Here is a 23,766-nt window from a genome sequence, read left to right as displayed (position 1 = left end):
TCACACATGGATGCGCGGAGATATTTTATTAAAAGCTGACAAAATGACGATGGCCCATTCACTTGAACTTCGTGTTCCTTTTCTAGATAAAGAAGTGTTTGAGGTGGCTTCCAACATACCGACCAGCCTGAAAACGGCAAATGGCACAACGAAGTACATTCTTCGCAAAGCGGCAGAAGGTGTTGTGCCTGATCATGTGTTAAATCGCAAAAAGCTTGGCTTCCCGGTTCCAATCCGCCATTGGCTGAAAGATGAAATGAACGATTGGGCAAAAAATATTATTCGTGAAAGCAGCACAGACCATTTGATCAACAAAGAATATGTGCTAAGGCTTCTTGATGATCATTGTCAGGATAAAGCAGATAACAGCCGTAAAATCTGGACTGTTCTTATGTTCATGGTATGGCACCAAGTGTATGCAGAAAAGAAATATTCTTTTGAAAGTGAGTACTTAGCGGATGGAGATTTGCAGCCTTTGAAAGGCTAAAAAAACCCCATCAGGTGGCGCCTAGCGGAATTTCTACTATTGTAGGAAGGTAGGTTATACCCTGTTTTCAGATAATCAAGTTATACAAATAGACCCTGCTTCACGGTATTTTGTTTACTGAGCTCAAAGCTAACACAGCAAGAAGCTATTCTTATTAGGGGAAGTGACATAACGATTAAACCAGAGCGAAACATGACCATTATGCTTCGCTTTGGTTGTCTTATGCTAAGGTTAGCCCACCCACATGTTTGAATTGATTTTATGGAAAGTATTCGAGGTTAATAATCTTCTCTTAACTGCGAGTACTTAGATAAGAAGTTTCTAAGAATCTTAAAAAACTTAATGATTATATTTTTAATAGGGAGAACCTTTTACAAAGTTATAATTGGAATTTTTTGTATCATGCTGCATATGCTCTGCAAGCATGTGCACAATGCAGGCAAACTCTAGCACAATGCTGTGACATAAGATCAGGGAATTTTGCGCACTCATTGCCGCAAAGTTCACAAATATAAGCACATACACTTGCCAGTAATTTTGCGTTACAACTGTTCCGTGCAAGATACTTGGCCATAAGGGTACATATGTCGGCACAGTCTCTTAAAAGCTGTATTTGAAAATTTCTTCTTTCACCATGATGATGACAAATCAAGTGGGTGACCATATGTTCACATGTTGCTTCACAATGCTGGATTGTGTGCAAAAGTGAACCGCCTTCTTTCATAAGTCCCCCAATATTTCCTTTATATTGCGTCGGTTGATTGTCTGGATACATACTTCCATACCTCCCTTTATTAAACCATTTTATTTATATGTAAGGTTTAAAATGGCCGTTACTGCATATTTTCTGCATAACTGAGTTAAGCAATAAATTTTATTCTGTCCTCTTACTGCTGTCAAAGTGTATTACTAGGATCAGGTTATATCTAAATAAACCACAAGTACTTCATAAAAAATGCACACATTTATAGGAATATTAGTAATGAATGCAAATCAATAATAGATTTCAATATCAGGAGGGAAAAAATGGCTAAAAAGAAGAAACAAAATAAAGAGCAAAAGTTTGGCTTAGGCTGGCTCTTTCTTGTGGTAATGGGGTTTTTTATTATTCTTATCCTTATTCCTAATAACGGAGGAAATAAAATTAAGTTTCCTGACTTACATGGCCTAAGCTATTCAGGTGACGGTCAGAAATTAGTTGCTGCAGTTCATGATGGCTTAAGGGAATATTCTAACGGGACTTGGTCCGTACCAGATGTTCCGAAAAATGATTATATGGGGTATTCACCTGTAAAGAATGGGTTTTATAGCAGCGGCCATCCAGCTCCTGGTTCCAACTTGGAAAACCCGTTAGGTATTGTCAAAAGTAAGGATAATGGTGAAACCGTGGAAATTGTTGATTTGGATGGGGAGGTAGATTTCCATGCATTATCCGTGGGGTATGAAACGGAAGAGATCTATGTTTTTGCACCTGAACCTAATTCCAAAATGAAAGAACAGGGATTTTATTACACGTATGATCAAGGAGAAACATGGAATGTAATGAACATGCAGGGGGTTTCCGGCTCTCCTTTAGCCATAGCGGCTCATCCTTCAAAGAAAGGAGTAGTAGCAATCGGAACGGATAAGGGTCTTTATCTTTCTGAGAACTACGGGGAAACGTTTGAACAGATTTTGTCAGACTACAGTGTGAGTGCGGCAGTATTTGCAGGTGATGATAGAGTAATTGTTGGGACAAATAAAGGCGACAAAGAAATTATAGGAATCAATATCCAAAATAAAAAGTCATCTAACTACACAATGCCCAAAAATGCAGACGGAAATATCTCATATATAGCTGTAAACCATAAAAACAATGAAGAACTCTCGTTTGCAACAGATCAACTAAACGTATATACAACGAAAGATGAAGGCAAAACATGGGATACCATTGTTGAAGAAGGGGCAGGTAAGGAAGTCGGAAAAGAATAGAACGTAAAAAATGAAAGGGTTAATGAACGGGAAATATAATAGTACATTAATCAACTAGATTCCTTAAAAGAGATAGATAAATTAATTAATATTAACAAGAAACTAACCACAAAAATGCTCAGAGTTTTTCTGTTATGAGCATTTTTTTGTAAACTCTTTGAACTAAAACACCAGGACTCGGAGAAAATGACTGCTGAGTTGCAATAGCTAAAGCAAGTGACGTTGGAGAGAGCTGGAGAAAAGGTATGATCTTTAACTCTTACTACACCTCGTTCTTATACTTCCCCCCAGGGGGTGTCTTTAATAGGAGAACATAATAATTATTTCACAAAAGGAAGTCAGGAATTATTTATTTGATTAAGCAAATGAATTCACTCCCAGTTAAACTAAAATAATTATTAATAATAAATTGGATAAAGGGATATTTGTGGCAACAGGTCATTTCCAGCAGTCGTTTATCACTGATTATCCTCATCCTCTATCAATATAATCCTCTGAAGAGCGAATAGGAATGTTGTAATCTTTCGCGATCCGAGCTCTCTTGTTAACCGCTCTTAAAATAAAGTAAGGTTAGCTGAAAAAAAAGCTATCCCTATAGCAATATGAAGGGATAACCATTCTTAGTTTACTGTAATAGTACCTATCATGCCATTTTCTTTATGACCAGGAATAGAACAATAAAATTCGAATACCCCGGACTCAAGAGGTGTAAATTTCAAAGTGGCTTCACTCTTTCCAGATGCATGCAGGTGAAAGTCAGCCTGAGCAGTTCCATGGTTAGCATGTTGATTGTTTTCCAATTTCTTAACGGCCATTTCCTTTATTTCAATGTCATGATCCGCATTATCTAGATTATTTAATGTAAGAGAGGCTTCTTGCCCCTTTTTAAGCGTTATTTCTGAAGGGGTATAGGAAAATTTTGATGGATAAACCGTTAAGACGATTTGATTTGCATTTAAGTTATTAGTATTTTCATGCTCTCCATGACGCTTCTCTGTCTGAGACGTATTAAAGTAGGAGAATGCTGTGCTTTTATCTAGCTGGTTTCCAAAATAAAGAAAAGAAAAGAGAAGGACGAAAGTTAAAATAGGCTTTAGAAACCACTTTTTCTCACTAATAGGATTCTTCGCTGATAGGATATTATATAGCAATAGTGAACTTGTTGTAAGAGTGAGTAAAATATTAAGCAGCGTGGATGCTTGATCCTGAGAAACCATTTCCCCAAGCATGGCCCCCATCATCCCTCCCATTAAACCAGACATAAATCCTTCTAATGAAGGCAGGATGCCAAACACTATTCCGCTTGCCAATCCAGCAAGTACCCCAATTCCTGCTGAAACCAGTGTAGAAGTATATAAATTACCTTGATAAAGTGATCCAAATAAGACTCCAGCAGTTAAACCAATATTCATTCCCATTGCCATTGAAATAACCATTGCTTGCATTTTAGTTAATCGGTGCCTGAATTTTATGGATAAGATAATGGCTGCGATTCCCGAAGCAGCTATTGTTGTTAGAACAAATAACTGATATAGTCCCAAAATTATCAACTCCTCTTTATTTGCTACATGATATGTAAGCTTCAGACAGGCCATACCAAAAAATCTATGAATAAAAAAATAAAATAATTTTTCAAAACATTCGGTATTTACAAAATAGTAAATTAGTTTTATTATAGTTTTTAATACCCATATACGATAGTGGGGTACTGTACATGAGAAGGGGGAAATGTAATGTCAAAAGGTCAAAAAATCTTATTTCTCGGTGTTTATGGAATGGAAGTAGTTGAATGCGGAGGAGCATTAGCCAAAAATGTTTTAAAGGGGGGAGAGTCATATGCTAGCATTATGCTTTGCAGGGAACCGAGCCAGCCTCAAGTTAAAAATGCGGCAGAGATTTTGGGGGTAAAGATTTCTTTCTTAAATTTTGAGTATGGGACAGTAGATTTAAGCAAAGAATCAAAGATTAAGTTGATCCAGTTAATCCGTGAAGTGAAGCCGGACATAATTATTACTCAAGATCCGGAACACTCTTTCCATGATTTAGATCCTGACCGTAGACCAGCCATGATTCTTTTGCTTGAATCAATCGCACTTGCAAGCAGAGACTATGCCTTAGAAGAAACACCCGGTTTGTCCCCACATCCAATTCCAACCATCTATTACATGACACCACATCACCCAAATACAGTCGTTGATATTTCTCAAGTTTGGGAGAAAAAAGAAAAGGCCATGGATATGCTTGAAAGCCAAATGGAATTCAGTGGTATGCATTTTGATGAAATGCTTGATTCCAAAACTGTTGAAATTTTATCTCCTGGATATTCCCAATTAAATAGCCTCCAAGAAAAAGGAAGAGCCATGCATAGAGTGCTAGACAAAGCTGTTCATGTTTATCATGGCCTGGCAACTCATGGACATTTTGCTCTTGCTGAAGCATACAGGAGAGAAGGTAACTTTCATTTACAGGAGCTAATCAAATAAAAAAATAGATTATTAAAAGGGGGAGTGAAAATGAAGAAAACATTTTTTATTGTTGGATTAATAATTTTGTTATTGTTATCAAATTTCAATCCTGCTCTAGCGGAAGAGAAAGTGCAATCATTGAAAGTGGGCATTACAAAAGATGAGAATGGATTAAACCCATATACATATGTAACTGGGTATCCAGGCTTAGATCTGGTTAATTTACTTTACGATACTCTTTTTAATTTAGATGAAAATAATCAGCCGGAACCTTGGCTGGTAAAGGATTACAAAGTCAGCGAAGATGGGCTAACCTATGAGCTAACACTGCATGATAACGTAAAGTGGCATGATGGTAAACCTCTTACTGCTAATGATGTTAAATTCACAATGGACTATTTTATTAAATACCCAAAGTCAAGATTTACAAATCCTTTAAAAACAATTAAGTCAATAGAGGTAAGCGGTGAAACTGGCATTACATTAACTTTATCACAAGCTGACCCTAACTTTATGATTCAGCCTCTTGCTGATTTGCCAATTCTGCCTCAGCATATCTGGTCTGAAGTAAGTACTCCTGATGATGAAACGAATGCACTTGGAAGTGGACCTTATATTCTGGAAGAACACAAATCAGGCCAGTACTACAAAATGAAATCAAACGATGATTATTTCAAAGGTGCTCCGCCAATCAATGAGTTAATATTCCCAATCATTGAAGATACGACCGCCATGTATAATGCCCTTCGGGCAGGGGAGCTGGATGTAATTTCATCAAGTATATCTCCTGAACTTGTTGAACAATTTAGTTCCAACCCTGCTTTGAAAGTAGTAAGGGGGCCAGGATATAGTACAAGCCTGTTTCAAATTAATGCAGAGAAGTATCCAATGACGGAAACCGCATTTCGTCAAGCTATTGATTATGCCATTGATAAAGAAAATTTAGTGGAAACGGTGCTGCTTGGATACGCAGAAGTAGGGAGCCCTGGTTTTATTCATCCTTCCTCAGCGTATTACAACTCCGAAGTAAAGCCGGTTTTTGATAAGGAAAAAGCCAAACAAATTCTAGAAGAAGCTGGTTTTATTGATAAAGACGGTGATGGGTTTAGAGAAGACCAAAAGGGAAACAAAATTGACTTAACCACTTTGGTTTATTCAGGCAACCCAATTAGAATAAGAACTGCCGAATTAATATCTGAAGCATTAAATGAAGTAGGAATCAAAAATGCTGTGAAGGCAATGGATTCAACTACAGTAGACTCATTAATGTGGCCTGATTTTGATGTCAGCAAAGGAAGAGATTACGACCTTGGTGTCTGGAGCTGGTCCAATACCATGCAGCTATTTCCAGATCGAATGAATGATCTATTTCATTCTGATCCAGCTATTGGGTCTGTCAATATTGGGGGATACAATAATCCTGAATTTGACCAATTAGGGGAAAAACTTAAACAGACATACGATGAAAATGAACGTCTAAGTCTAATCAAGGATATGCAAGCCTTTGTTGCTAATGATGCTCCTATTATCCCTCTTTATTACCAAGAGATTGTTGGTGCTTTTAATCCTGCAAAATATGATCAGTATGTCTTCCAGGTAGGCAAGGGAATTATCAACAAACTATCCTTTGTTTCGAGTGAAAAATCTGATTTGCCTGATAATGGGAAGGCAAGCAGCGACACAGCTGTTTCAACAGATAGCAAAACAGCAAATACAAGTACAGAGAATGAAGGGAATAACACTTCATTATACGTATTTGGATTAATACTCTTAGTGGCTGTCATTGGCTTTATTCTATTAAGAAGAAAGAAAAAAGATACAGGCAATGATGATTTTGATTTTTAATTGAAATAATTTCCCGTAAAAGCAATTTCTTTTACGGGAAATCTTATTAAAGACATTTACATATTTGGAGGTGAAAGAGTTGGGGAAATTTATTGCTGGCAAGCTTTTGCAATATTTCATTGTTATTTTCCTAATGTTAACGCTAAATTTTCTATTGCCCCGTCTTATGCCTGGAAATCCATTGGTTTTTTTAGCAGGAGAAGATGTGGGATTTATGTCCAGCGCTGAAAAAGAAGCTATATTAGACAAATATGGCCTAAATGATTCCATCTTGGAGCAGTATGGAGCTTATATAAAGAATATTTTCACTGGTGACTTTGGATATTCCTATCAGCAAAAACGACCTATCTCAGAACTTTTGATGGAGAGACTCCCATGGACAATGCTTCTGACAGGCCTGGGGCTGGTACTCTCAACCGTTATTGGTGTCATGTTTGGTGCAATCTCCGCATGGCGCAGGGGAACCAGAACGGATGCCAACCTTCTTACGGTCTTTATGTTTTTAAGTGCCATGCCTTCTTTTTGGGTTGGCATGATATTAGTATCTATCTTTTCTGCCCAGTTAGGATGGTTGCCCGTTTTTGGAGCAGAAAGCGCTTGGTCAAACTATACCGGAATGGATCGGTTGATTGATATTGGAAAGCATTTGATTCTCCCATTGGCCACCCTTATCCTAATTTCTGTTACAAGCACCTTTATGATTATGCGGTATTCAATGCTGAACGTCCTGGGCGAAGATTATATTATGATGGCCAAAGCAAAAGGAGTAAAAGAAAAGGTAATCAAATATAAACATGCCATGAGAAATGCACTACTTCCTGTGGCTACTGTCTTTATGCTTAGCTTAGGATTTACCTTGGGCGGTGCCACTGTGATCGAAACCGTCTTTGCGTATCCGGGTGTAGGCCGTCTTATGTTTGAATCGGTATTAAGCAGAGATTATCCTCTTATCCAAGCGACATTCCTGATTATTACATTCAGTGTAGTCATTGCTAACTTTCTGGCAGATTTAATTTATCCTTTACTTGATCCAAAGGTGGGAAGCCGAAATGGTTAATTCAAGATGGAAGAAATATTGGCAAGTTCTCACATCTAACAATATTGGCATGTTTGGCTTAATTCTTTTAGTGATTTTTTTGCTGATTGCCCTTTTAGCGCCAATCCTTGCTCCATTTGATCCAACAGATCGAGTTGGAGCTCCTTTTACGAAGCCTAATAGCCAATTTTTGCTGGGAACGAATGATGTCGGACAGGATATCTTAAGCGAACTGCTATATGGCACGAGGATTTCTTTATTAATTGGTATCATTGCTGCTTTTATTTCCATTCTTCTTGGCTGCCTTGTCGGAATCATTTCAGGTTACTACGGCGGCAAAGTAGATGCATTCTTAATGAGATTGGTAGACTTAGTGCTTGTTATACCTTTTCTTCCTTTAATGATTTTACTGGCCGCCTTTATTGGCCCTAGTTTTTGGAACATTGTCCTGGTTATTAGCCTAATTTCATGGGCGAGTCCGGCAAGGGTAATAAGATCGCAGGTTCTAACTCTAAAAACTAAAGGATATGTGGAGGCTGCAAAGTCAATCGGCACAAACATTAAAGTTATCTTAGGGCGTCACATTCTGCCAGGGGTTATTCCCATAGCACTTTCCCAATTTGTTTTAGCGGCAAGCCATTCAATATTAATCGAAGCATCATTAAGCTTCTTGGGGCTTGGGGATCCATTTACAAAAAGCTGGGGGACCATTTTATATTATGCTCAGGCCAGAGGCGCGTTTTTAACAGATGCATGGATCTGGTGGGTTCTTCCTCCCGGATTACTAATCACAACACTGGTCATTGGATTCGCTTTTACTGGATACTCACTTGAAGAGATCCTGAATCCCCGATTGAGAAAGGAGCGTTAATTTATGAACACCGTGTTATCAGTAGAAAATCTTTCAACCTACTTTAAAACGGATAAAGGCATTGCAAAGGCAGTAGAGAATGTTTCTTTTTCACTCAATAAAGGGGAAATGCTCGGTTTAATAGGTGAGTCTGGATGTGGAAAAACAACAGTTGCTCAATCCATTTTAAGGCTAATAGAATATCCTGGAAAAGTGGTATCGGGACGTGTCCTATTAAATGGAAGAGATCTCATAAAGGCTTCTGAAAAGGAACTTGCTTCCATGAGGTGGAAAGAGATTTCGGTTATACCCCAAAGTGCAATGAACGCGTTGAATCCTATTTTCACAATAGGAGATCAAATTATGGAATCCATTTTGCTGCACGAGAATGTAAGCAAACGGGAAGCACTTCAGCGCACGAAGACTCTTCTCGAATTGGTTGGTATTGATGGGGAGAGGTGGAGGAGCTATCCGCATGAGTTCAGCGGAGGAATGAAACAAAGGGTTGCCATTGCTATGGCATTGGCCTGTAACCCCAAATTGGTTATATCTGATGAATCCACAACGGGATTGGATGTTTTAACGCAAGCACAGGTAATTGCCTTAATCAAAAGCCTTCAAAAGAAAATGGACCTATCCGTCATCCTGATCTCTCATGATTTGCCGATGGTTACAGCTATATGCGATAAAATAGCCATTATGTATGCAGGCAACATCGTAGAATGGGCTTCCACAGAGGATATTTTAAAAAATCCTAGACATCCATACTCACAAGCACTTTTAAACGCTTCACCTGATTTAGGCAATCCGGAAAAGGAAGTCGTAACTATACCGGGAAGTGTACCAAATTTGGTGAATTCCCCTAATTCCTGCCGTTTTCATACTAGGTGCCCCCATGCCTTTGACAAATGCCGGCAGGAAAATCCTGAATTAAGAGAAATCAAAAACGGACATTACACAGCCTGCTTTTTAGAGGAGGAAGGAAACCATGGATAAAAGCATCCTTTTAAAAGTGAGCAATTTGAAAAAAACCTTCATAAAAAAGTCGGGAACTTTTTTAAAAAGAAAAAAAACCGAAGTCTATGCTGTTAATAATGTCAATTTTGAAGTCAAGCAAGGCGAAATACTTGGAATTATTGGAGAAAGCGGATGTGGCAAAACGACAACTGCCAGAATGGTTATGCGGCTTATGAAAGAAACCGAAGGAGAAATATCCTTTGAAGGAGTTAATCTTTGCAATCTAAAAGAACCAGAGACTAACAAAATCAGAAAAAAGATGCAAATGATATTTCAAGACCCTTACGATACATTAAACCCCGGTATGAGAATACTTGATATTTTAATGGAGCCGATCAACGCTCATGAAAAGGATTTGCCCTACGAAACGAAGTATCAAAAAGTCATAGAAGCGATTGAGGCTATTGAGCTAAAACCAGCTGAAGACTTTATTAATCGATACCCACATCAGTTAAGCGGCGGGCAAAGACAGAGAATTGCCATTGCGCGAGCTATAATATTAAAACCTTCATTTATAGCGGCAGATGAACCTACGTCCATGCTTGATGTATCAGTAAGAGCTGGAATCCTGAACCTGCTGCTGGATTTAAGAAAGAAAATGGGCCTTACAATGATGTTTATTACCCATGATTTATCTACTGCCAGTTATATGTGTGATCGAATTGCCGTCATGTATCAAGGGAAAATTGTAGAAATAGGACCTACAAAAAAAATTATTCAGCATCCTTCTCATCCCTACACAAAAGCGCTTGTGGCTGTAGTAAAAAATTTAAACTATTTTATTAAAAATAGGGAGAAACTGATTCTGGATGGAGAAGTGGATTCCACAAAAGAAGAAAAAGGCTGCCCCTTTGTTGCAAGATGTCCTCATAAAGAAGCGGTCTGTCATACACAAGTACCTGTCTTGGAAGCTATTGACAACGGACATTCCGTCTCTTGCCATTGCCATTCCGAATTATTAGAAAAGACTTCATAAGAAGGGAGAAACGTAATGGGAAATCAGAGAAAGAAAATAAAATTGGCTGTAAATGGAGGCATTAATTTTGGTGCAAAGCTAACTGCAAAGCAGTTGCTTATCATAGCAAAATATATGGACGATCAGGATGAACTTGAGCTGACTACTTTTCAGCAGCTATATATCGACATATTAGAAGAGAAGAAAGACGAGATTATCTCAGAGTTTGAACAGGCAGGGATTAGATGTTATCCAGTAGGAAGTTTTGTAAAAAGTTTACGGACATGCAACTTTTGTAAAGGAGAAGAAGAAGAAGGTATGCCGGTAGCAAAAGAATTGAATGACCGTATAGCAGGTATTCCTGTCCCTTTCACATTAAAGCCAGCCTATACAGGCTGTCCTGTCGGCTGCGGTGAACCCCTCATAAATGACATAGGCATAATGAAGGTAAAAGATCATTATGATTTATATATTGGAGGAAAATCGAAAGGGAAAGATGCAGAAGCCGGGTCCCTATTCATGAGTAATCTTGAACCAGAAGATTTATATTCAGCCGTTGAAAAGATCATTGAATTTTACCAGCAACAGGCGAAGAAAAGAGAAGCGTTTCATAAGTTTGTTAACAGGATCGGGAAAGAGGCGGTATTAAAGGAAATTAATATATAAGTTATTCATTGATTTTATCGTTAACAAAAATGACATATTTTACAAAAAAATATATCTCCTCTATTTACATAGGGTACGGGGGTATGATATATTAAGCGTGTAAGGGGGAAACTAAGTGCTAACTGAAATTAATAAGGATGCATTGCTAATTGAAGAAGAAAGCTGCTGCGCTAGTGAAAGTGAGAGAAAAAGTCACCATTCGGATAAGGTTAAAAACAATCTTGTCGTTCGATTAAACCGAATTGAAGGACAAATCCGCGGTATAAAAGGTTTAATTGAAAAAGATGCTTATTGTGATGATGTCATTACCCAAATATCGGCAACTCAGTCTGCTTTAAACAGCGTGGCAAAAATTCTTTTAGAAGGGCATTTAAAGGGATGCGTAGTGGACCGCCTTCAACAAGGAGATTTGGATGTATTAGATGAAGTACTTGTTACTGTCCAAAAATTAATGAAAAAATAAAGGAGCTGTTAATAATGGAAAAGGTTACATTAAATGTAGAAGGAATGTCTTGCGGCCATTGTATTAAAGCGATTGAAGGCAGTGTCGGAGAACTACCTGGAGTTTCCAATGTGAAAGTTCACCTTGAAAGTGGGAAAGTTGACGTTGAATATAACTCCACACAAGTATCTTTGGATAAAATAAAGGAAACAATTGATGATCAAGGCTATGATGTAAATTAAATAAAAGATGGGGTGTGCTGAACGCAGCACCCTCTCTTTTTAAATTAAATATACCCATATTGGGTATATTAAGAATCCAAATTCAGTAAGACTTAAAGAAAATTTATCCTCACATCCAGTTTAAAAGGAGGAACTCAAATATGGCTGAGCAAACAATAGCCAAGACGCAAACTGATGCTGCCGGTGGAAATGTCACATTGAGCATAACTGGTATGACATGTGCAGCATGTGCAACTCGTATTGAAAAAAACATTTCGAAGGTTCCAGGTGTACAAAAAGCGAGTGTTAATCTCGCTACAGAAAAAGCTTCTGTTACGTATGATCCTAATACAGCTACTGTAGACGATGTCATTGCAAAAATAAAAAAGACAGGTTACGGGGTCCAGGAGGAAAAAGTCCAGCTTGACATTATAGGAATGACATGCGCAGCGTGTGCAACCCGTGTTGAAAAAGGATTAAAGAAGGTCGAAGGGGTAACAAGTGCAGCTGTCAATTTAGCAACTGAAAAAGCAAATATAGAGTTCATTCCTGGAAACACGAATATCGAGCAAATAATAGCAGCTGTAAAAAAAGTCGGCTATGATGCAAAGGTAGTTGGCGAAAGAGATGAAGATTATGAGCGGAGTGTAAGGGAAAAAGAATACAAAAAGCAAATAAGGAAGTTTACTGTAGGGGCCATTTTATCCGTATTCTTTTTAGTTCAAATGATATCCGATTTTGCCATGGAGTATGGCAATGGAATGTTTTTTCATATGAGTCCCTGGGTCCAATTCCTTCTTGCGACTCCAGTACAATTCTATGTAGGCGGCCATTATTACCGTGATGCATATAATGCGGTTCGCGGCGGTAGTGCCAACATGGCTGTTTTGGTTGTACTGGGAACTTCAGCGGCTTACTTTTACAGTCTGATTGTCACGATTATGGGAACAGGGCAATTTTTATATTATGAAGCAGCTGCCATCGTTATGACTTTGATTGTTTTAGGAAAACTCCTTGAAACAAGAGCGAAAGGACAAACATCAGAAGCTATCAAAACATTGATGGGACTTCAAGCAAAAACAGCAAGGGTAATTCGGGATGGAGAAGAACTCGACATTCCCCTAGAAGAGGTTCAAACAGGTGACGTGATTTTTGTTCGTGCAGGAGAAAAGGTACCTGTTGATGGAGAAATAATTGAGGGAAACACTACCGTTGATGAATCTATGCTAACAGGGGAAAGCATGCCTGTTACAAAAGGAACAGGGGACACAGTCATTGGAGCAACGGTAAACAAACATGGTTCATTTACATTTAAAGCTACTAAAGTTGGTAAAGACACGGCACTTGCTCAAATTATTAAACTTGTCGAAGAAGCTCAGGGCTCGAAAGCCCCTATTCAAAAACTCGCTGATAAAATATCCGGAATATTTGTCCCAATTGTAATTCTAATTGCTTTGGCAACTTTCGTCATTACTTATTTCATTGCAGGGTTTACTCCTGCCCTTGTCAGTACTATCGCTGTACTAGTTATTGCGTGTCCTTGTGCGTTAGGCTTGGCGACTCCGACAGCTGTAATGGTCGGTACAGGAAAGGGTGCTGAAAATGGACTTCTTATTAAAGGAGCTGAACACCTCCAAACATCACAGAGCGTAACTACCGTAGTTCTGGATAAAACCGGCACGATTACAAAAGGCGAACCAGATGTAACCGATATTATAACTTTTGGAAAATATTCTGAAGATGAATTACTGCAGGTAGCAGCTTCAGCAGAAAAAGGATCGGAGCATCCTCTTGGGGAAGCAATTTTAAAAGGCGCAAAAGAAAAAGGCCTTCAGCTTCAGGATACCCAAAACTTTAATGCCATCCCAGGGCATGGAATTCAAGTTAGTGTCAGCGGTCAAGAAGTTTTTATAGGAAATAAAAAGTTAATGATCAAAAATAATGTAGAGATAGGTTCTGCGTTAGGCCGGATGGAACAACTTGAAGGGGAAGGAAAAACTGCTATGCTAATAGCAGTTGATGACAGCCTAGCCGGAATAATAGCAGTGGCTGATACAGTTAAAGAAACATCTGCCAATGCCATTAAACATCTTAAAAATATGGGTATCGAAGTAATTATGATAACTGGCGATAATGAGTTGACAGCCGAAGCAATTGCTAAGCAGGTGGGGGTTGATAGAGTACTTGCTGAAGTACTTCCTGAGGACAAATCAGCCGAGGTTGAAAAATTAAAGAAGGAAGGAAAAATTGTAGCTATGGTTGGGGATGGAATCAATGATGCGCCAGCACTAGCTGCTGCTCATGTTGGAATTGCAATTGGAACAGGGACTGACGTAGCAATGGAGGCAGCAGATATCACGTTAATGCGCGGTGATTTGATGGGAATAGTTGATACAATCAGCCTCTCCAAATCTACGATGAGAAAAATCAAACAAAATCTTTTCTGGGCGTTTGCGTATAATGTTATATTGATTCCTGTTGCAGCAATTGGCCTTTTAAACCCAATCCTCGCTGGAGGAGCCATGGCTTTCAGTTCTGTCTCGGTAGTTGGCAATACATTATTTTTGCGAAAATGGAAACCTGTACGCTAGGTTGGTAATTAAAGTTGATTAGTTATTTAGAAAAAGAGTATGACTCACATTAATTGTCCTGAGTCATACTCTTCTTTTTTCGTAAGAATAACTTATGGTTACCTTGATACTTTATTTTGGACTAGTCAATTAGTGCTCATGTTGAGTGGTAAAATAGTAGGTTAAGTCTGCCTACAGCATAAAAATAAAAAAATGCCTCACAGGATATATACAAGACTCAATTAAATTGCTTTTTTATTATTCCGGAGAGTTTATTTCAAGGTAAAATACTTTTGGTAAAACTGTTTCTTTTTAGGTATGTAGTGTATTACATACTTTTTGGTCTGTTAAATATGGTCAAAACACCAGAAATATATGCAGAGTTTATGGAGTTTTCACCTATACACCCAAGGGAAAGATACAACTGGAAATAAAGTGATGGAGGTATGATTTGGCGACATTCCTCCAGTACTATTTGTTTTGTTCGTTTTTTCTAGGCACTGAAATTTGGGTGTTTTTAATTAATTAGGTTATTGACAGGCGTAAGAGTAGGATCAAGGTGCAAAATAGGAGGCTATCTAAAATTATGGTTAAAATTCGTGAGGCATTAGATACTGAACTAGAAATTATTCGTGAAAGAAGAGTGCAGGCGTATGAAGAACATATAAACAATATTCCCCTGGGTCACTGGGAAGCTCTTAAGATGGCTATATCCTCGGATGCTGACGAACAGCTAGGGGTTGAACTTTTAGTAGCTGAAATAAAGGGAGAAATAGCTGGAAGTGTGGCTTTATTCCCTCCGAAGTCAGATGCGTATAAGGGGCTTGCCGATATGTTAGAATATCCAGAAATTAGAATGCTTGCAGTTAGCCCAGAGTATAGAGGCAGAGGTATTGCAGAGGCCCTAGTGAGAGAGTGTATTCAGCGAGCAAAAGCTAAAGGCTTTCCGTGTATTGGTTTACATACTGCAGAGTTTATGAAATCTGCCTTGCTGCTATATGAACGTATGGGTTTTGTCAGAATACCACAATTTGACTTTCAGCCAGCAAACGACGGGATCATTGTGAAAGCATTTCATCTATCCATTAAATGAGGTGCATCATAAAAGAAGACTCAGAGTTGGGATACATTTTTCTATATGACCGAATTTTACATAAAGTCCAATCGAACTCCATAGGTAGTTAACCTTAAATTATGGAGTGATGCAAAACTTTCAGGTGTCTGTCATTTTCAGGCTTATAGAACAAATAAAAGTCAAAAAAAGGGTGCAGGCTGAATTAACAGCTGCATCCTTTTTCTTATCAAATTCTTCTGTAAATAAATTATGCAAACCTTCTTAAATGGTTCAAGAACCCTTCTATAAATAATCCTAAAAAACTCGCCAATAAATAAATTCACTGAATTTTACAAAATTTGTCTGAAGAAAAAATAAAAAGGAGTAGGCACTCCTTTTTTTAGACTATTAAAATAAGAACTTTAAAACTGACCAGCTCATTAAAAAAAACGTGCCCACGGAGGCTATTAATATAGTAGTTAACTGTCTTTTTTCTTTAGTTTGAAGGCGTATATATTCTTTATAAGTAATAAGGCCTTTTGCAAACTGTAGCCCTGCTTCATCTGCATTGACAGAATAACACCTTCCATCAGTATCTTCAAGTATGACCTTTGTAACCAAAGGCAAAGTTTCACCTGGAAGTAAATATAAATTACTTTGTATAGGGATATTTTCTTTAATTTGAATGCTTTTACCACCAGTAGTGGCTAGACTAACCAGTTTATAAATAGAGTGTTCCCTAATCTCTTCACATATTTTAAGGGCTTGTATTTCAATTACATTATGAGTAAAGCACAAGTTCTTCACCCCTTTTTTAGATTATAACAGGAAAGTCAATTCCGAAATATTGGGCTTAGATATGAAACAGTGAAGACAAACGCAATAAACGTGTGTATTTCCACATTTGTTATTATCTTTTTTCTGTTCTCAATAATATGCAAGGTAAGAAATATTGTGTATGCATAATTTATGCAAATATATTAGGTATAAGTAAGGTACAGAGAAATCAATCTGCTTGGAACAAGAGATCAAGAACTCGAAAAATCAAAAAAGAAAGCCACTCTAGCATTTGGGTGCAGTAACTTGGTCAATCACTGCCCGATGTACCACTTTAATTTTGAAGCAGTAATAAGATTGGAGATATAATAAATGGTCTTTTTATCCTGGATTTTTCAAACCTTGATCATACTCATCATAATTATTATAGAACAATTTGACAAGGAGCAGCCACTGTATCGAAATAAAGTAATTATTTTTTTGGCACTAGTTTCCGGAGCAATAATATTGTTTATTACTTTCTGGCTTTAATTGAGTAAAATATAAGTTTTGAGAGTTTTTAATTCCTATTAGTAAGCACAAAACGCAGTTCAAATGAGCCGGAATATGTGGAATTTATATCTGGAGATACCAATGAAGATGTTGATAAATGACTGTTTAGGAACTAATCGAACGACTAAACGAAGAAGAAAAAAGTTATTATTTTAAGAGTTTACTAATATTTTACTATTAAAGAAATTTCAGAAGCCCTTGATTCACCTTTGGGAAAAACAAAGACAGTTTTATACAGAGCTTTAAATAAGCTCCGTAAAGATTTGAAAGGAGATGGTTTATATCAGCAATAAAATTAAACAAGAAAAGAATAGAATCCAAATGCCAAAAGAACTAAGTGAAGGAAGTAAAATGGACGTTTCAAAAGCGAAATTAGAATAGGGAAAATCAAAACGTAGATGGTCTTATATTATAGGATCCGTAATGGTAGCCTCACTTGTTTTAGGAATTTTCGTACCTAACTACTTTACAAACAATCAGCCTGATAATCCTGTTATTAGAACCATAAATATTGATTATGTTATTGATACTTCTAATCCAAAGGCAGTTTTAGGATTTTCTGATAATGTGTTTTTAGGAAAAGTTATTAAGCAAGTTGGTACAAAATCATTAAGTACATATCCAGAAACACAATTTGAAGTTAAAGTTATTGATAATATAAAAGGTGAATTAAAAGGCATAGTTAAAGTTAATCAAGCAGGTGGGGACGAAGGAGAAAATTTGTTTTTAATGGAAAATGATAAACTTCTTATCGAGGGTTATACGTATTTATTTGCGACAAGATACTTAAAAGAAGAAAATTGGCACACTGTAATACCTGTTGGCGGGGATATTCCTTTTAATAGTGATGAAGAAAAGAAAGAACTTGTTGAAAAATACAAGAAGGCATATGAAGAAGAAATCCCTTTTAAATTAAAGTAGGCAATAAAAAAACGCTTGGAATTCCCAAGCGTCTTTATGTGCTAAATCAACTGTTAATCACAATAATATTTCAATTGTTTTTTAAATGAAAAATTTACTGCGCATTTGGATTTCTCCACATTATCTGAACTACTTAATATTCACAACGTTCCTTTTTTACGTTAATTGAATTAAAGATTTATTTTTGATTTCTTAATTGCCATTTTAACTGCAAAATACACTACAATTCCGATTAGGGTTAGATTTAACAACCAACCTATCATTCCAAAACCCATCATGCTAATCCCGTATCCGCCCATCACTTGGAATCACCCCAACTAAAGATTATTCATCATGCTTTCAGATCCGCTTTGTTGCATCATACTATCCTTTCCATGGCATGAATCAAACATTTCTTTTTGCTCCTTTGTTGAGAGGTCAGGATGCATCTCCTCGATCATAGGCTTCATTTGCCCGAAGTTTAAACCTCCGTTTCCGTTTTCCTCTGCAAATGCATATGTTCCTGCCCCCAAAATAAACCCTGCACCTAAGACGCTAATCACAAATTTTTTCATAATTATTCATCTCCTTTCTTGATTTTAGAATAATCTAATGAAATGGAGATCTTATGGAGAACTTATGTGGTTTTTATGAAGATTTCGATTCTAATAATCAAGGATGTTAAAATAAACACAAGGAGTGGTTAGACGTGACAAAAGTTCTTCTAATAGATGATGAAGATATGATCCTTGAGGTATTAAAAGCCTATTTTGAAAAGGAGGGATGGGATATTCTGACGGCTTCAAATGGGATAGATGCATTAAAAGAAGCAAAAGCAGATGACGTTGATATTATTATCCTAGACCTAATGCTTCCTGATATTTCTGGTGAAGAAGTTTGCCGTTTAATCAGGAAAGAAAGCGATGTACCGATCATCATGCTTACTGCAAAATCAAACGAAGAGGACTTATTAAATGGAATAAATCTTGGAGCGGACGATTACGTTAAAAAACCTTTTAGTCCAAGAGAAGTAGTAGTGAGAGCTCAAGCTATTTTAAGACGAGTGAATAAAAGGATATCAGCTCATGAGCTTGTATTTAATGAGAAAAAAATAATTATTGACCCAATAAAAAAAGAAGTACAAGTGAAGGGCGAGATTATAACACTCACACCAATAGAATATAGACTCCTATTTACACTGGCAAGCTACCCAGGCAGGGTTTATAGTCGGGGGGAGTTACTTGAGAAGTGCCAGGAGGACGGATCTTATTATGAGGGATATGAACGAAGCATAGATACTCATATAAAGAACCTTCGCAAAAAGATTGAAAGCAATGCACGAAAGCCAGAATATGTTTTGACTGTTTTTGGAATGGGCTATAAGTTTGGAGGAAAGCCTCATGCGCAAAACCCTGCGCTCTAGAATATTACTTTATTTTTTAATGGTTTCGTTATTAGGCATTTTATTTACAAGCTTTTCGATATTTTGGGGATTCCAAGACCATTTTTATAATTATCTACAGGAAGGCAGAGAGAAAAATATAAATCTGATAAAGGAAGAAATACTTAAAGAGTTTAAACAGACCGGTTCACTACAAAGTGACCAGGTTCTAAGTATGCTTCATGATCAGGCTATGACGGAAAATTTATATTACGAAATATATAATTCTGATGGAAAAATGCTAATAGAGACTATCACAATGAAAAAAATGATGGAGAATATGGGGGAGGGAGCTCGGCAAAATTCAGAGGGGGACTATAATACAGATACTTACCGTCTTTCAATAGATAACGGTAACATTGGCAGCATTAGAGTGTATTATCAAGATGAACTACTTAATGAAGATTTTTCCTTCTTCCAAACTGTTAAAAGATATATTTATGCTGCTGCTTTTTTTACATTAATACTCTCAGCTTGCTTTAGTATTTTATTTTCCAAAAGGCTTTCTACTGGATTTAATAAACTTTCAGTTGCAGTACAGGATCTCCAAAAGCATAAATGGAACACCCGCTTGAACGTAGAGGAATTGACCGAGGAAATGCAGCCTCTTGGATTCTCCTTTAATAATTTAGCAAGTTCGCTTTCTAAAGAAGAAAATCTTAGAAAGCAGTTTACCGCAGACCTTGCTCATGAACTTCGCACACCGCTTGCAACATTGAGAAGCCAAATGGAAGCTTTTCAAGATGGAATTTGGGAGCCAACTCCAGAAAGGCTACAGCAAAGCCATAATGAGTTAATGCGCTTAGTGCGTCTTGTAAATGAGCTGGAAAAACTCCTTGCTGCTGAGAACCCTCAGATTAAACTTAATAAAATCGATTTAGAGGCTAATAAAATCGTCAATATTTTAGAGGAGCTGTTTGCTCCTTCTTTTCATGAGAAAGTAGTAAAACTCCAAATACTTAATGCTGAGGAAGAACTGTGGTTTCATGCCGATCCGGACCGAGTTATTCAAATATTAACTAACATTATTCATAATGCTCTTCAACATACTTCACCTAATAAAAGGGTAATCATTTCAGTTCTTCAAAGAAATGGCCATATAGGTTTTTCGGTAGCTGATGAAGGAGTTGGGATAAAAAAAGAGGACCTTCCCTATCTTTTTGAACGTTTTTACAGGGGAGATAAATCCAGGAACAGAAAAACAGGAGGAATTGGTATTGGTCTATCCATAGTTAATGCACTTGTGAATGCGCACGGGGGAGAAATAAATGTAGAGAGTGAAATAAATGCCGGCACCACTGTGACTGTTTTATTCCCTAATAATAAAGATAAAAAATAATCTGTTGTCAATTTTGCAATACAGGATAGTCTTTCTAAAAGGATATCTATTTTATATAATGCACTTGCTTTTAGTCTAAAGTATTTAGTATTTACCAATAAAATTGAAAAAATAAAAGGAATAAATTATTTTCTAGTGGGAAATATTTAAGGGCAATGTTTTTATAACTGTGCTTACATCACATTTTCTGCACAGTTTACAGGTATGATATTTTAAATTGCTAAAGGAGGAGTTATTTGTATGTTGAAAAAGGAATTAAGGAAATCAATGTTATTTGTATTGCTTACAGCTCTTTTATTACTTTTGGGAGCCTGTTCAAATGCAAATGATGAAAACACGGAAAGTAATGAAAGCACCGAGACCGAGAACACAGACGAGAGCCAAGAGAATATGGATGAAGATATGGAAGGCATGGATCATAGTAATATGGATATGTCTGGATCGGGCGAAGTTCCTGAAGGTTTAGAAGAAGCGGCTTCCCCAACTTATGAAGTTGGAAGTAAAGCGATTATTGAATCAGACCACATGTCAGGTATGAAGGGCGCTGAAGCAACTATAGTTGGTGCATATGATACGACGGTTTACACTATATCGTATACCCCGACAACTGGGGGAGAAAGAGTAGAAAACCATAAATGGGTAATTCATGAAGAGTTAGAAGAAGCCGGTGATGAACCGCTTGAACCTGGAACAGAAGTTACTGTAAATGCAGAACATATGGAAGGTATGGACGGAACAACAGCTGAAATTGATTCTGCAGAACAAACAACTGTATATATGGTAGACTTCACACCAACTACCGGCGGGGAAGAAGTCAAAAATCACAAATGGGTAACAGAAAGTGAGTTATCACCTGCTGAATAATTTGATCAAAACATTAATAGCATAGAAAATAAACAGTCGATCCCTTATCAAAAGGAATCGACTGTTTATTTTGAGTTTAGTTAGTTAAAAAAATCTGATTAATACATTTCAAAGTGTTTACTACGAAAAACAAAAATTTCTCTTACATTAGCCAAAGCTACTCCTTTCCTGTCCACTTATATCCTACGCCCCAAACGGTTAGTAAAAATTCATCTGCTGGAAAGCCTGCCTTCCTGAGCTTTTCCCGTATATTTCTAACATGAGAGTCAATAGTGCGGTCCTCAATTGTAACGCCATATCCCCAAACCGATTCAATTAAATGATCTCTAGAGAAAACCTTGTTCCGGTTATTCAAAAATAACTCCATCATTGCAAATTCTTTAGGTGTTAGCAGGATTTCTTTATCTTCAAAATAAAGTTCATAAGAATTTTGTTTAAGAAGCAGACCTTTAAATGAGATAATCTCTTCTTCTGATTTTGTTCTTCTAAGCACAGCCTCAATTCTTGCTACAAGTTCTTCTTCATCAAATGGCTTTAATATATAGTCATCCGCCCCTATTTTTAATCCTTTTACAATATCAGGTTTTTCGCTCCTTGCCGTAAGCATAATGATGGGAATATCCCTAATTTTCTTTATTTCTCTGCACGCTGTCCAGCCATCCATTTCAGGCATCATCACATCCAATAATATTAAATCGGCAGGCTGGGATTCTATAAACGTGATTGCATCTATTGCAGATGACTTTTTGACGCAATTATAACCTAATGGGGTTAAATACAGGGCAAGTAAATCCAGCATTCTAGACTCATCATCAACTAATAGTATCGTTTTCATTTTTATCTGCTCCTTTAAAGACTAGTTCAAATTCAGTTCCTTTACCTTCCTTACTTTTTACAGAAATTGTACCCCCATGGGCCAGAACAAGCTCCTTTACAATAGCGAGCCCTAAACCTGTTCCCCCTAAAGATCTAGTTCTGGACTTATCTACGCGATAAAAGCGGTTTAGAATATAAGGCAGGTCTTCTTCGGGGATCCCTTTTCCATTATCTCGAACTTTAATATGGACATCCTTCTTTTTACTGTTCACAGAAAGGGTCGTTTTGGCCCCAGATGGAGAATATTTAATAGCGTTATCTAGTAAGTTAAAGATGATTTGCTCAAGCCGTATTGGATCAGCCATAATAACTGCTCCTTCTGGACAAATTACTTCCAATTCCATTTCTTTTTCGTGAAATGCAGGGGAAAATTTCTGCTCTATTTTCAACATAAAGTCTGTTAAGTCTATGGGTCTTTTCTGTATAATAAAGGAGTTTTTGTCCATTTTCGCAAGATCAAAAAGGTCCTTAATTAAATCAGACAGACGATTCGCTTCCTCATGAATTATCTTTAAATATTTATCACGGTCTTCAATGGTTAAATTGCGTTTTTGGACAATATCAGCATAGCCCTTTATATATGTGAGAGGTGTCCTGAGTTCATGAGAAATGCTCGCTAAAAAATCGTTTCGCTCTAGTTTTAAATAATTTAAATCGCTAGCAAGCCGAGAAATCGAATCAGCTAAATCGCCCAGTTCGTCATTCCTGTTTTTGGGGAGTGAGACAGTAAAATCTCCCTTGCTAATTTGAGAGGTAGCTTCCTTCATTTTTATTAAAGGTTTTACAAGGCCTTTGGAAAGAAAAATAATTACGGTTAAGGTTAAAATAACAGCAATCAATCCTGTTAATAAGAAGTGCTTATTTAGTCTCTCAATTAAAGAATGAATGGATTCTGTTTCTTGAAACATAAAAACCATGCCAGCAGTTTCGCCATCTATTTCAATTGGGCTAACGGTTGCAATATACTCTCCTTCTTTCCAGTTATCCTCTACTATTTCCCCAGTTCTTGATATTTCTGAATTGGGATTTTTCATGTATTCTAGAATATCGCTGCTTTTAGCTGATGAACCAAGAAACTGTCCATTCATGTCGGTAATAACGACATCGGTATTTGCTTCCGATTCCATTAACGTTACATGAGAGATTGTATCTGAATCAAAGTGTTTTTCCAGTATGGCCCTATGGGCGTTTCCTCTCGCTTGCAAAGAAAGAAACTCTTCTTCTATTCTTGAATCCACTAGGGCTGAATGCAAAAAGAAAAACATAAAAATTTCAAGGCTGAAGATAATTAGGAAGAATACGATTCCAAGTTTAATTGAAAGTTTTTTCATTTAATTCACCCGTTTCTTAAGAAACTGCTAATTTAAATTATATTTCTTAAATTTGAAGAATTTATGCAGAATGAGACATATTTTAATGCTTGAAGAACTATTTTTAT

23 protein-coding genes are annotated in these 23,766 nt (G+C 37.0%); 17 read left to right on the top strand and 6 right to left on the bottom strand.

Annotated elements, in window-relative coordinates:
- Nucleotides 1-487, top strand: a 487-nt coding sequence (locus J7I93_RS24665; protein ID WP_214729538.1) for an asparagine synthetase B family protein, incomplete at its 5' end; no start/stop codon positions are given.
- Nucleotides 488-887: 400 nt separating this feature from the next.
- Here the strand turns inward: J7I93_RS24665 and J7I93_RS25665 are convergent.
- The gene (locus J7I93_RS25665; RefSeq protein WP_483297151.1) at nucleotides 888-1,211 is read right to left on the bottom strand and encodes a four-helix bundle copper-binding protein; all 324 of its coding nucleotides are present in this window, start codon (nucleotides 1,209-1,211) and stop codon (nucleotides 888-890) included.
- A gap of 302 nt (nucleotides 1,212-1,513) precedes the next feature.
- Between J7I93_RS25665 and J7I93_RS24660 the strand changes: the two genes are divergently transcribed.
- Nucleotides 1,514-2,458 carry a F510_1955 family glycosylhydrolase gene (locus J7I93_RS24660; protein WP_214729536.1) on the top strand — a complete coding sequence of 315 codons (945 nt, stop codon included), beginning with the start codon at nucleotides 1,514-1,516 and terminating at the stop codon, nucleotides 2,456-2,458.
- Nucleotides 2,459-3,078: 620 nt separating this feature from the next.
- On the opposite strand, the gene J7I93_RS24655 is transcribed toward J7I93_RS24660, so the two are convergent.
- The gene (locus J7I93_RS24655; RefSeq protein ID WP_214729534.1) at nucleotides 3,079-3,999 is read right to left on the bottom strand and encodes a plastocyanin/azurin family copper-binding protein; all 921 of its coding nucleotides are present in this window, start codon (nucleotides 3,997-3,999) and stop codon (nucleotides 3,079-3,081) included.
- Between the two features lie 192 nt (nucleotides 4,000-4,191).
- Between J7I93_RS24655 and J7I93_RS24650 the strand changes: the two genes are divergently transcribed.
- The 11 genes from J7I93_RS24650 (at nucleotide 4,192) to J7I93_RS24600 (ending at nucleotide 15,618) form a co-directional block, all read left to right on the top strand.
- Nucleotides 4,192-4,941, top strand: a complete 750-nt coding sequence (locus tag J7I93_RS24650; protein WP_214729532.1) for a PIG-L deacetylase family protein — start codon at nucleotides 4,192-4,194, stop codon at nucleotides 4,939-4,941.
- Nucleotides 4,942-4,971: 30 nt separating this feature from the next.
- Nucleotides 4,972-6,768 (top strand): ABC transporter substrate-binding protein, encoded by a 1,797-nt coding sequence (locus J7I93_RS24645; RefSeq protein WP_214729530.1) that lies wholly within the window; start codon nucleotides 4,972-4,974, stop codon nucleotides 6,766-6,768.
- A gap of 79 nt (nucleotides 6,769-6,847) precedes the next feature.
- Nucleotides 6,848-7,825: an ABC transporter permease gene (locus tag J7I93_RS24640; protein ID WP_214729528.1), complete on the top strand. Its 978-nt coding sequence runs from the start codon at nucleotides 6,848-6,850 to the stop codon at nucleotides 7,823-7,825.
- A complete protein-coding gene (locus J7I93_RS24635; protein ID WP_214729526.1) occupies nucleotides 7,818-8,675 on the top strand; it encodes an ABC transporter permease in 858 nt (285 codons plus the stop codon). The genes J7I93_RS24640 and J7I93_RS24635 overlap by 8 nt, the downstream gene beginning before the upstream one ends.
- A 3-nt stretch (nucleotides 8,676-8,678) precedes the next feature.
- The gene (locus J7I93_RS24630) at nucleotides 8,679-9,650 is read left to right on the top strand and encodes an ABC transporter ATP-binding protein (RefSeq protein WP_214729524.1); all 972 of its coding nucleotides are present in this window, start codon (nucleotides 8,679-8,681) and stop codon (nucleotides 9,648-9,650) included.
- Nucleotides 9,643-10,647, top strand: coding sequence for an ABC transporter ATP-binding protein (locus J7I93_RS24625; RefSeq protein ID WP_214729522.1), 1,005 nt, complete (start codon nucleotides 9,643-9,645; stop codon nucleotides 10,645-10,647). Before J7I93_RS24630 ends, J7I93_RS24625 begins: the two co-directional genes overlap by 8 nt.
- A 15-nt stretch (nucleotides 10,648-10,662) precedes the next feature.
- The gene (locus J7I93_RS24620; RefSeq protein WP_214729520.1) at nucleotides 10,663-11,292 is read left to right on the top strand and encodes an NAD(P)/FAD-dependent oxidoreductase; all 630 of its coding nucleotides are present in this window, start codon (nucleotides 10,663-10,665) and stop codon (nucleotides 11,290-11,292) included.
- 115 nt (nucleotides 11,293-11,407) lie between these two features.
- Nucleotides 11,408-11,755: a metal-sensitive transcriptional regulator gene (locus J7I93_RS24615; protein WP_353050293.1), complete on the top strand. Its 348-nt coding sequence runs from the start codon at nucleotides 11,408-11,410 to the stop codon at nucleotides 11,753-11,755.
- Between the two features lie 14 nt (nucleotides 11,756-11,769).
- Nucleotides 11,770-11,976: a copper chaperone CopZ gene (copZ, locus tag J7I93_RS24610; RefSeq protein ID WP_214729518.1), complete on the top strand. Its 207-nt coding sequence runs from the start codon at nucleotides 11,770-11,772 to the stop codon at nucleotides 11,974-11,976.
- A gap of 140 nt (nucleotides 11,977-12,116) precedes the next feature.
- The gene (locus tag J7I93_RS24605) at nucleotides 12,117-14,546 is read left to right on the top strand and encodes a heavy metal translocating P-type ATPase (RefSeq protein WP_214729516.1); all 2,430 of its coding nucleotides are present in this window, start codon (nucleotides 12,117-12,119) and stop codon (nucleotides 14,544-14,546) included.
- Between the two features lie 565 nt (nucleotides 14,547-15,111).
- Nucleotides 15,112-15,618 (top strand): GNAT family N-acetyltransferase, encoded by a 507-nt coding sequence (locus tag J7I93_RS24600; protein ID WP_214729514.1) that lies wholly within the window; start codon nucleotides 15,112-15,114, stop codon nucleotides 15,616-15,618.
- A gap of 369 nt (nucleotides 15,619-15,987) precedes the next feature.
- Here J7I93_RS24600 and J7I93_RS24595 read toward each other — a convergent pair whose 3' ends face one another.
- Nucleotides 15,988-16,377, bottom strand: coding sequence for a hypothetical protein (locus tag J7I93_RS24595; RefSeq protein WP_214729512.1), 390 nt, complete (start codon nucleotides 16,375-16,377; stop codon nucleotides 15,988-15,990).
- Nucleotides 16,378-17,331: 954 nt separating this feature from the next.
- Here J7I93_RS24595 and J7I93_RS24590 point away from each other — a divergent pair.
- The gene (locus J7I93_RS24590) at nucleotides 17,332-17,829 is read left to right on the top strand and encodes a hypothetical protein (RefSeq protein WP_214729510.1); all 498 of its coding nucleotides are present in this window, start codon (nucleotides 17,332-17,334) and stop codon (nucleotides 17,827-17,829) included.
- 317 nt (nucleotides 17,830-18,146) lie between these two features.
- Here J7I93_RS24590 and J7I93_RS24585 read toward each other — a convergent pair whose 3' ends face one another.
- Nucleotides 18,147-18,383, bottom strand: a complete 237-nt coding sequence (locus tag J7I93_RS24585; protein WP_214729508.1) for a hypothetical protein — start codon at nucleotides 18,381-18,383, stop codon at nucleotides 18,147-18,149.
- A 134-nt stretch (nucleotides 18,384-18,517) separates the two neighbouring features.
- On the opposite strand from J7I93_RS24585, the gene J7I93_RS24580 reads away from it, so the two are divergent.
- The 3 genes from J7I93_RS24580 to J7I93_RS24570 all read left to right on the top strand — a co-directional run bounded on the left by J7I93_RS24580 (nucleotide 18,518) and on the right by J7I93_RS24570 (nucleotide 21,452).
- Complete coding sequence (locus J7I93_RS24580) at nucleotides 18,518-19,231, top strand: response regulator transcription factor (RefSeq protein ID WP_214729506.1); 714 nt, start codon at nucleotides 18,518-18,520, stop codon at nucleotides 19,229-19,231.
- Entirely contained in the window at nucleotides 19,209-20,588 is a 1,380-nt protein-coding gene (locus J7I93_RS24575) for a sensor histidine kinase (protein WP_214729504.1), read from the top strand. Before J7I93_RS24580 ends, J7I93_RS24575 begins: the two co-directional genes overlap by 23 nt.
- 240 nt (nucleotides 20,589-20,828) lie before the next feature.
- Nucleotides 20,829-21,452 carry a YdhK family protein gene (locus J7I93_RS24570; protein ID WP_214729503.1) on the top strand — a complete coding sequence of 208 codons (624 nt, stop codon included), beginning with the start codon at nucleotides 20,829-20,831 and terminating at the stop codon, nucleotides 21,450-21,452.
- 157 nt (nucleotides 21,453-21,609) lie between these two features.
- Here the strand turns inward: J7I93_RS24570 and J7I93_RS24565 are convergent, their stop codons facing one another.
- Both J7I93_RS24565 and J7I93_RS24560 read right to left on the bottom strand, forming a co-directional pair.
- The gene (locus J7I93_RS24565; RefSeq protein WP_214729501.1) at nucleotides 21,610-22,287 is read right to left on the bottom strand and encodes a response regulator transcription factor; all 678 of its coding nucleotides are present in this window, start codon (nucleotides 22,285-22,287) and stop codon (nucleotides 21,610-21,612) included.
- Nucleotides 22,265-23,659, bottom strand: a complete 1,395-nt coding sequence (locus J7I93_RS24560) for a sensor histidine kinase (protein ID WP_214729499.1) — start codon at nucleotides 23,657-23,659, stop codon at nucleotides 22,265-22,267. Before J7I93_RS24560 ends, J7I93_RS24565 begins: the two co-directional genes overlap by 23 nt.
- Between the last annotated feature and the right edge of the window lie 107 nt (nucleotides 23,660-23,766).

This window comes from Bacillus sp. ISL-47 (assembly GCF_018613175.1).
In the GTDB taxonomy this organism is placed as follows: domain Bacteria; phylum Bacillota; class Bacilli; order Bacillales; family Cytobacillaceae; genus Cytobacillus.
This window is presented reverse-complemented; position numbering and strand designations above follow the sequence as displayed.

What these genes read in the sequence shown, in the direction of transcription:
- J7I93_RS25665 (WP_483297151.1), bottom strand. Translation starts at nt 1,211, where the DNA reads ATGAAAGAAGGCGGTTCACTTTTGCACACAATCCAGCATTGTGAAGCA.
- J7I93_RS24660 (WP_214729536.1), top strand. Translation starts at nt 1,514, where the DNA reads ATGGCTAAAAAGAAGAAACAAAATAAAGAGCAAAAGTTTGGCTTAGGC.
- J7I93_RS24650 (WP_214729532.1), top strand. Translation starts at nt 4,192, where the DNA reads ATGTCAAAAGGTCAAAAAATCTTATTTCTCGGTGTTTATGGAATGGAA.
- J7I93_RS24645 (WP_214729530.1), top strand. Translation starts at nt 4,972, where the DNA reads ATGAAGAAAACATTTTTTATTGTTGGATTAATAATTTTGTTATTGTTA.
- J7I93_RS24635 (WP_214729526.1), top strand. Translation starts at nt 7,818, where the DNA reads ATGGTTAATTCAAGATGGAAGAAATATTGGCAAGTTCTCACATCTAAC.
- J7I93_RS24630 (WP_214729524.1), top strand. Translation starts at nt 8,679, where the DNA reads ATGAACACCGTGTTATCAGTAGAAAATCTTTCAACCTACTTTAAAACG.
- J7I93_RS24625 (WP_214729522.1), top strand. Translation starts at nt 9,643, where the DNA reads ATGGATAAAAGCATCCTTTTAAAAGTGAGCAATTTGAAAAAAACCTTC.
- J7I93_RS24620 (WP_214729520.1), top strand. Translation starts at nt 10,663, where the DNA reads ATGGGAAATCAGAGAAAGAAAATAAAATTGGCTGTAAATGGAGGCATT.
- copZ (WP_214729518.1), top strand. Translation starts at nt 11,770, where the DNA reads ATGGAAAAGGTTACATTAAATGTAGAAGGAATGTCTTGCGGCCATTGT.
- J7I93_RS24605 (WP_214729516.1), top strand. Translation starts at nt 12,117, where the DNA reads ATGGCTGAGCAAACAATAGCCAAGACGCAAACTGATGCTGCCGGTGGA.
- J7I93_RS24600 (WP_214729514.1), top strand. Translation starts at nt 15,112, where the DNA reads ATGGTTAAAATTCGTGAGGCATTAGATACTGAACTAGAAATTATTCGT.
- J7I93_RS24590 (WP_214729510.1), top strand. Translation starts at nt 17,332, where the DNA reads ATGGTAGCCTCACTTGTTTTAGGAATTTTCGTACCTAACTACTTTACA.
- J7I93_RS24585 (WP_214729508.1), bottom strand. Translation starts at nt 18,383, where the DNA reads ATGAAAAAATTTGTGATTAGCGTCTTAGGTGCAGGGTTTATTTTGGGG.
- J7I93_RS24575 (WP_214729504.1), top strand. Translation starts at nt 19,209, where the DNA reads ATGCGCAAAACCCTGCGCTCTAGAATATTACTTTATTTTTTAATGGTT.
- J7I93_RS24570 (WP_214729503.1), top strand. Translation starts at nt 20,829, where the DNA reads ATGTTGAAAAAGGAATTAAGGAAATCAATGTTATTTGTATTGCTTACA.
- J7I93_RS24565 (WP_214729501.1), bottom strand. Translation starts at nt 22,287, where the DNA reads ATGAAAACGATACTATTAGTTGATGATGAGTCTAGAATGCTGGATTTA.
- J7I93_RS24560 (WP_214729499.1), bottom strand. Translation starts at nt 23,659, where the DNA reads ATGAAAAAACTTTCAATTAAACTTGGAATCGTATTCTTCCTAATTATC.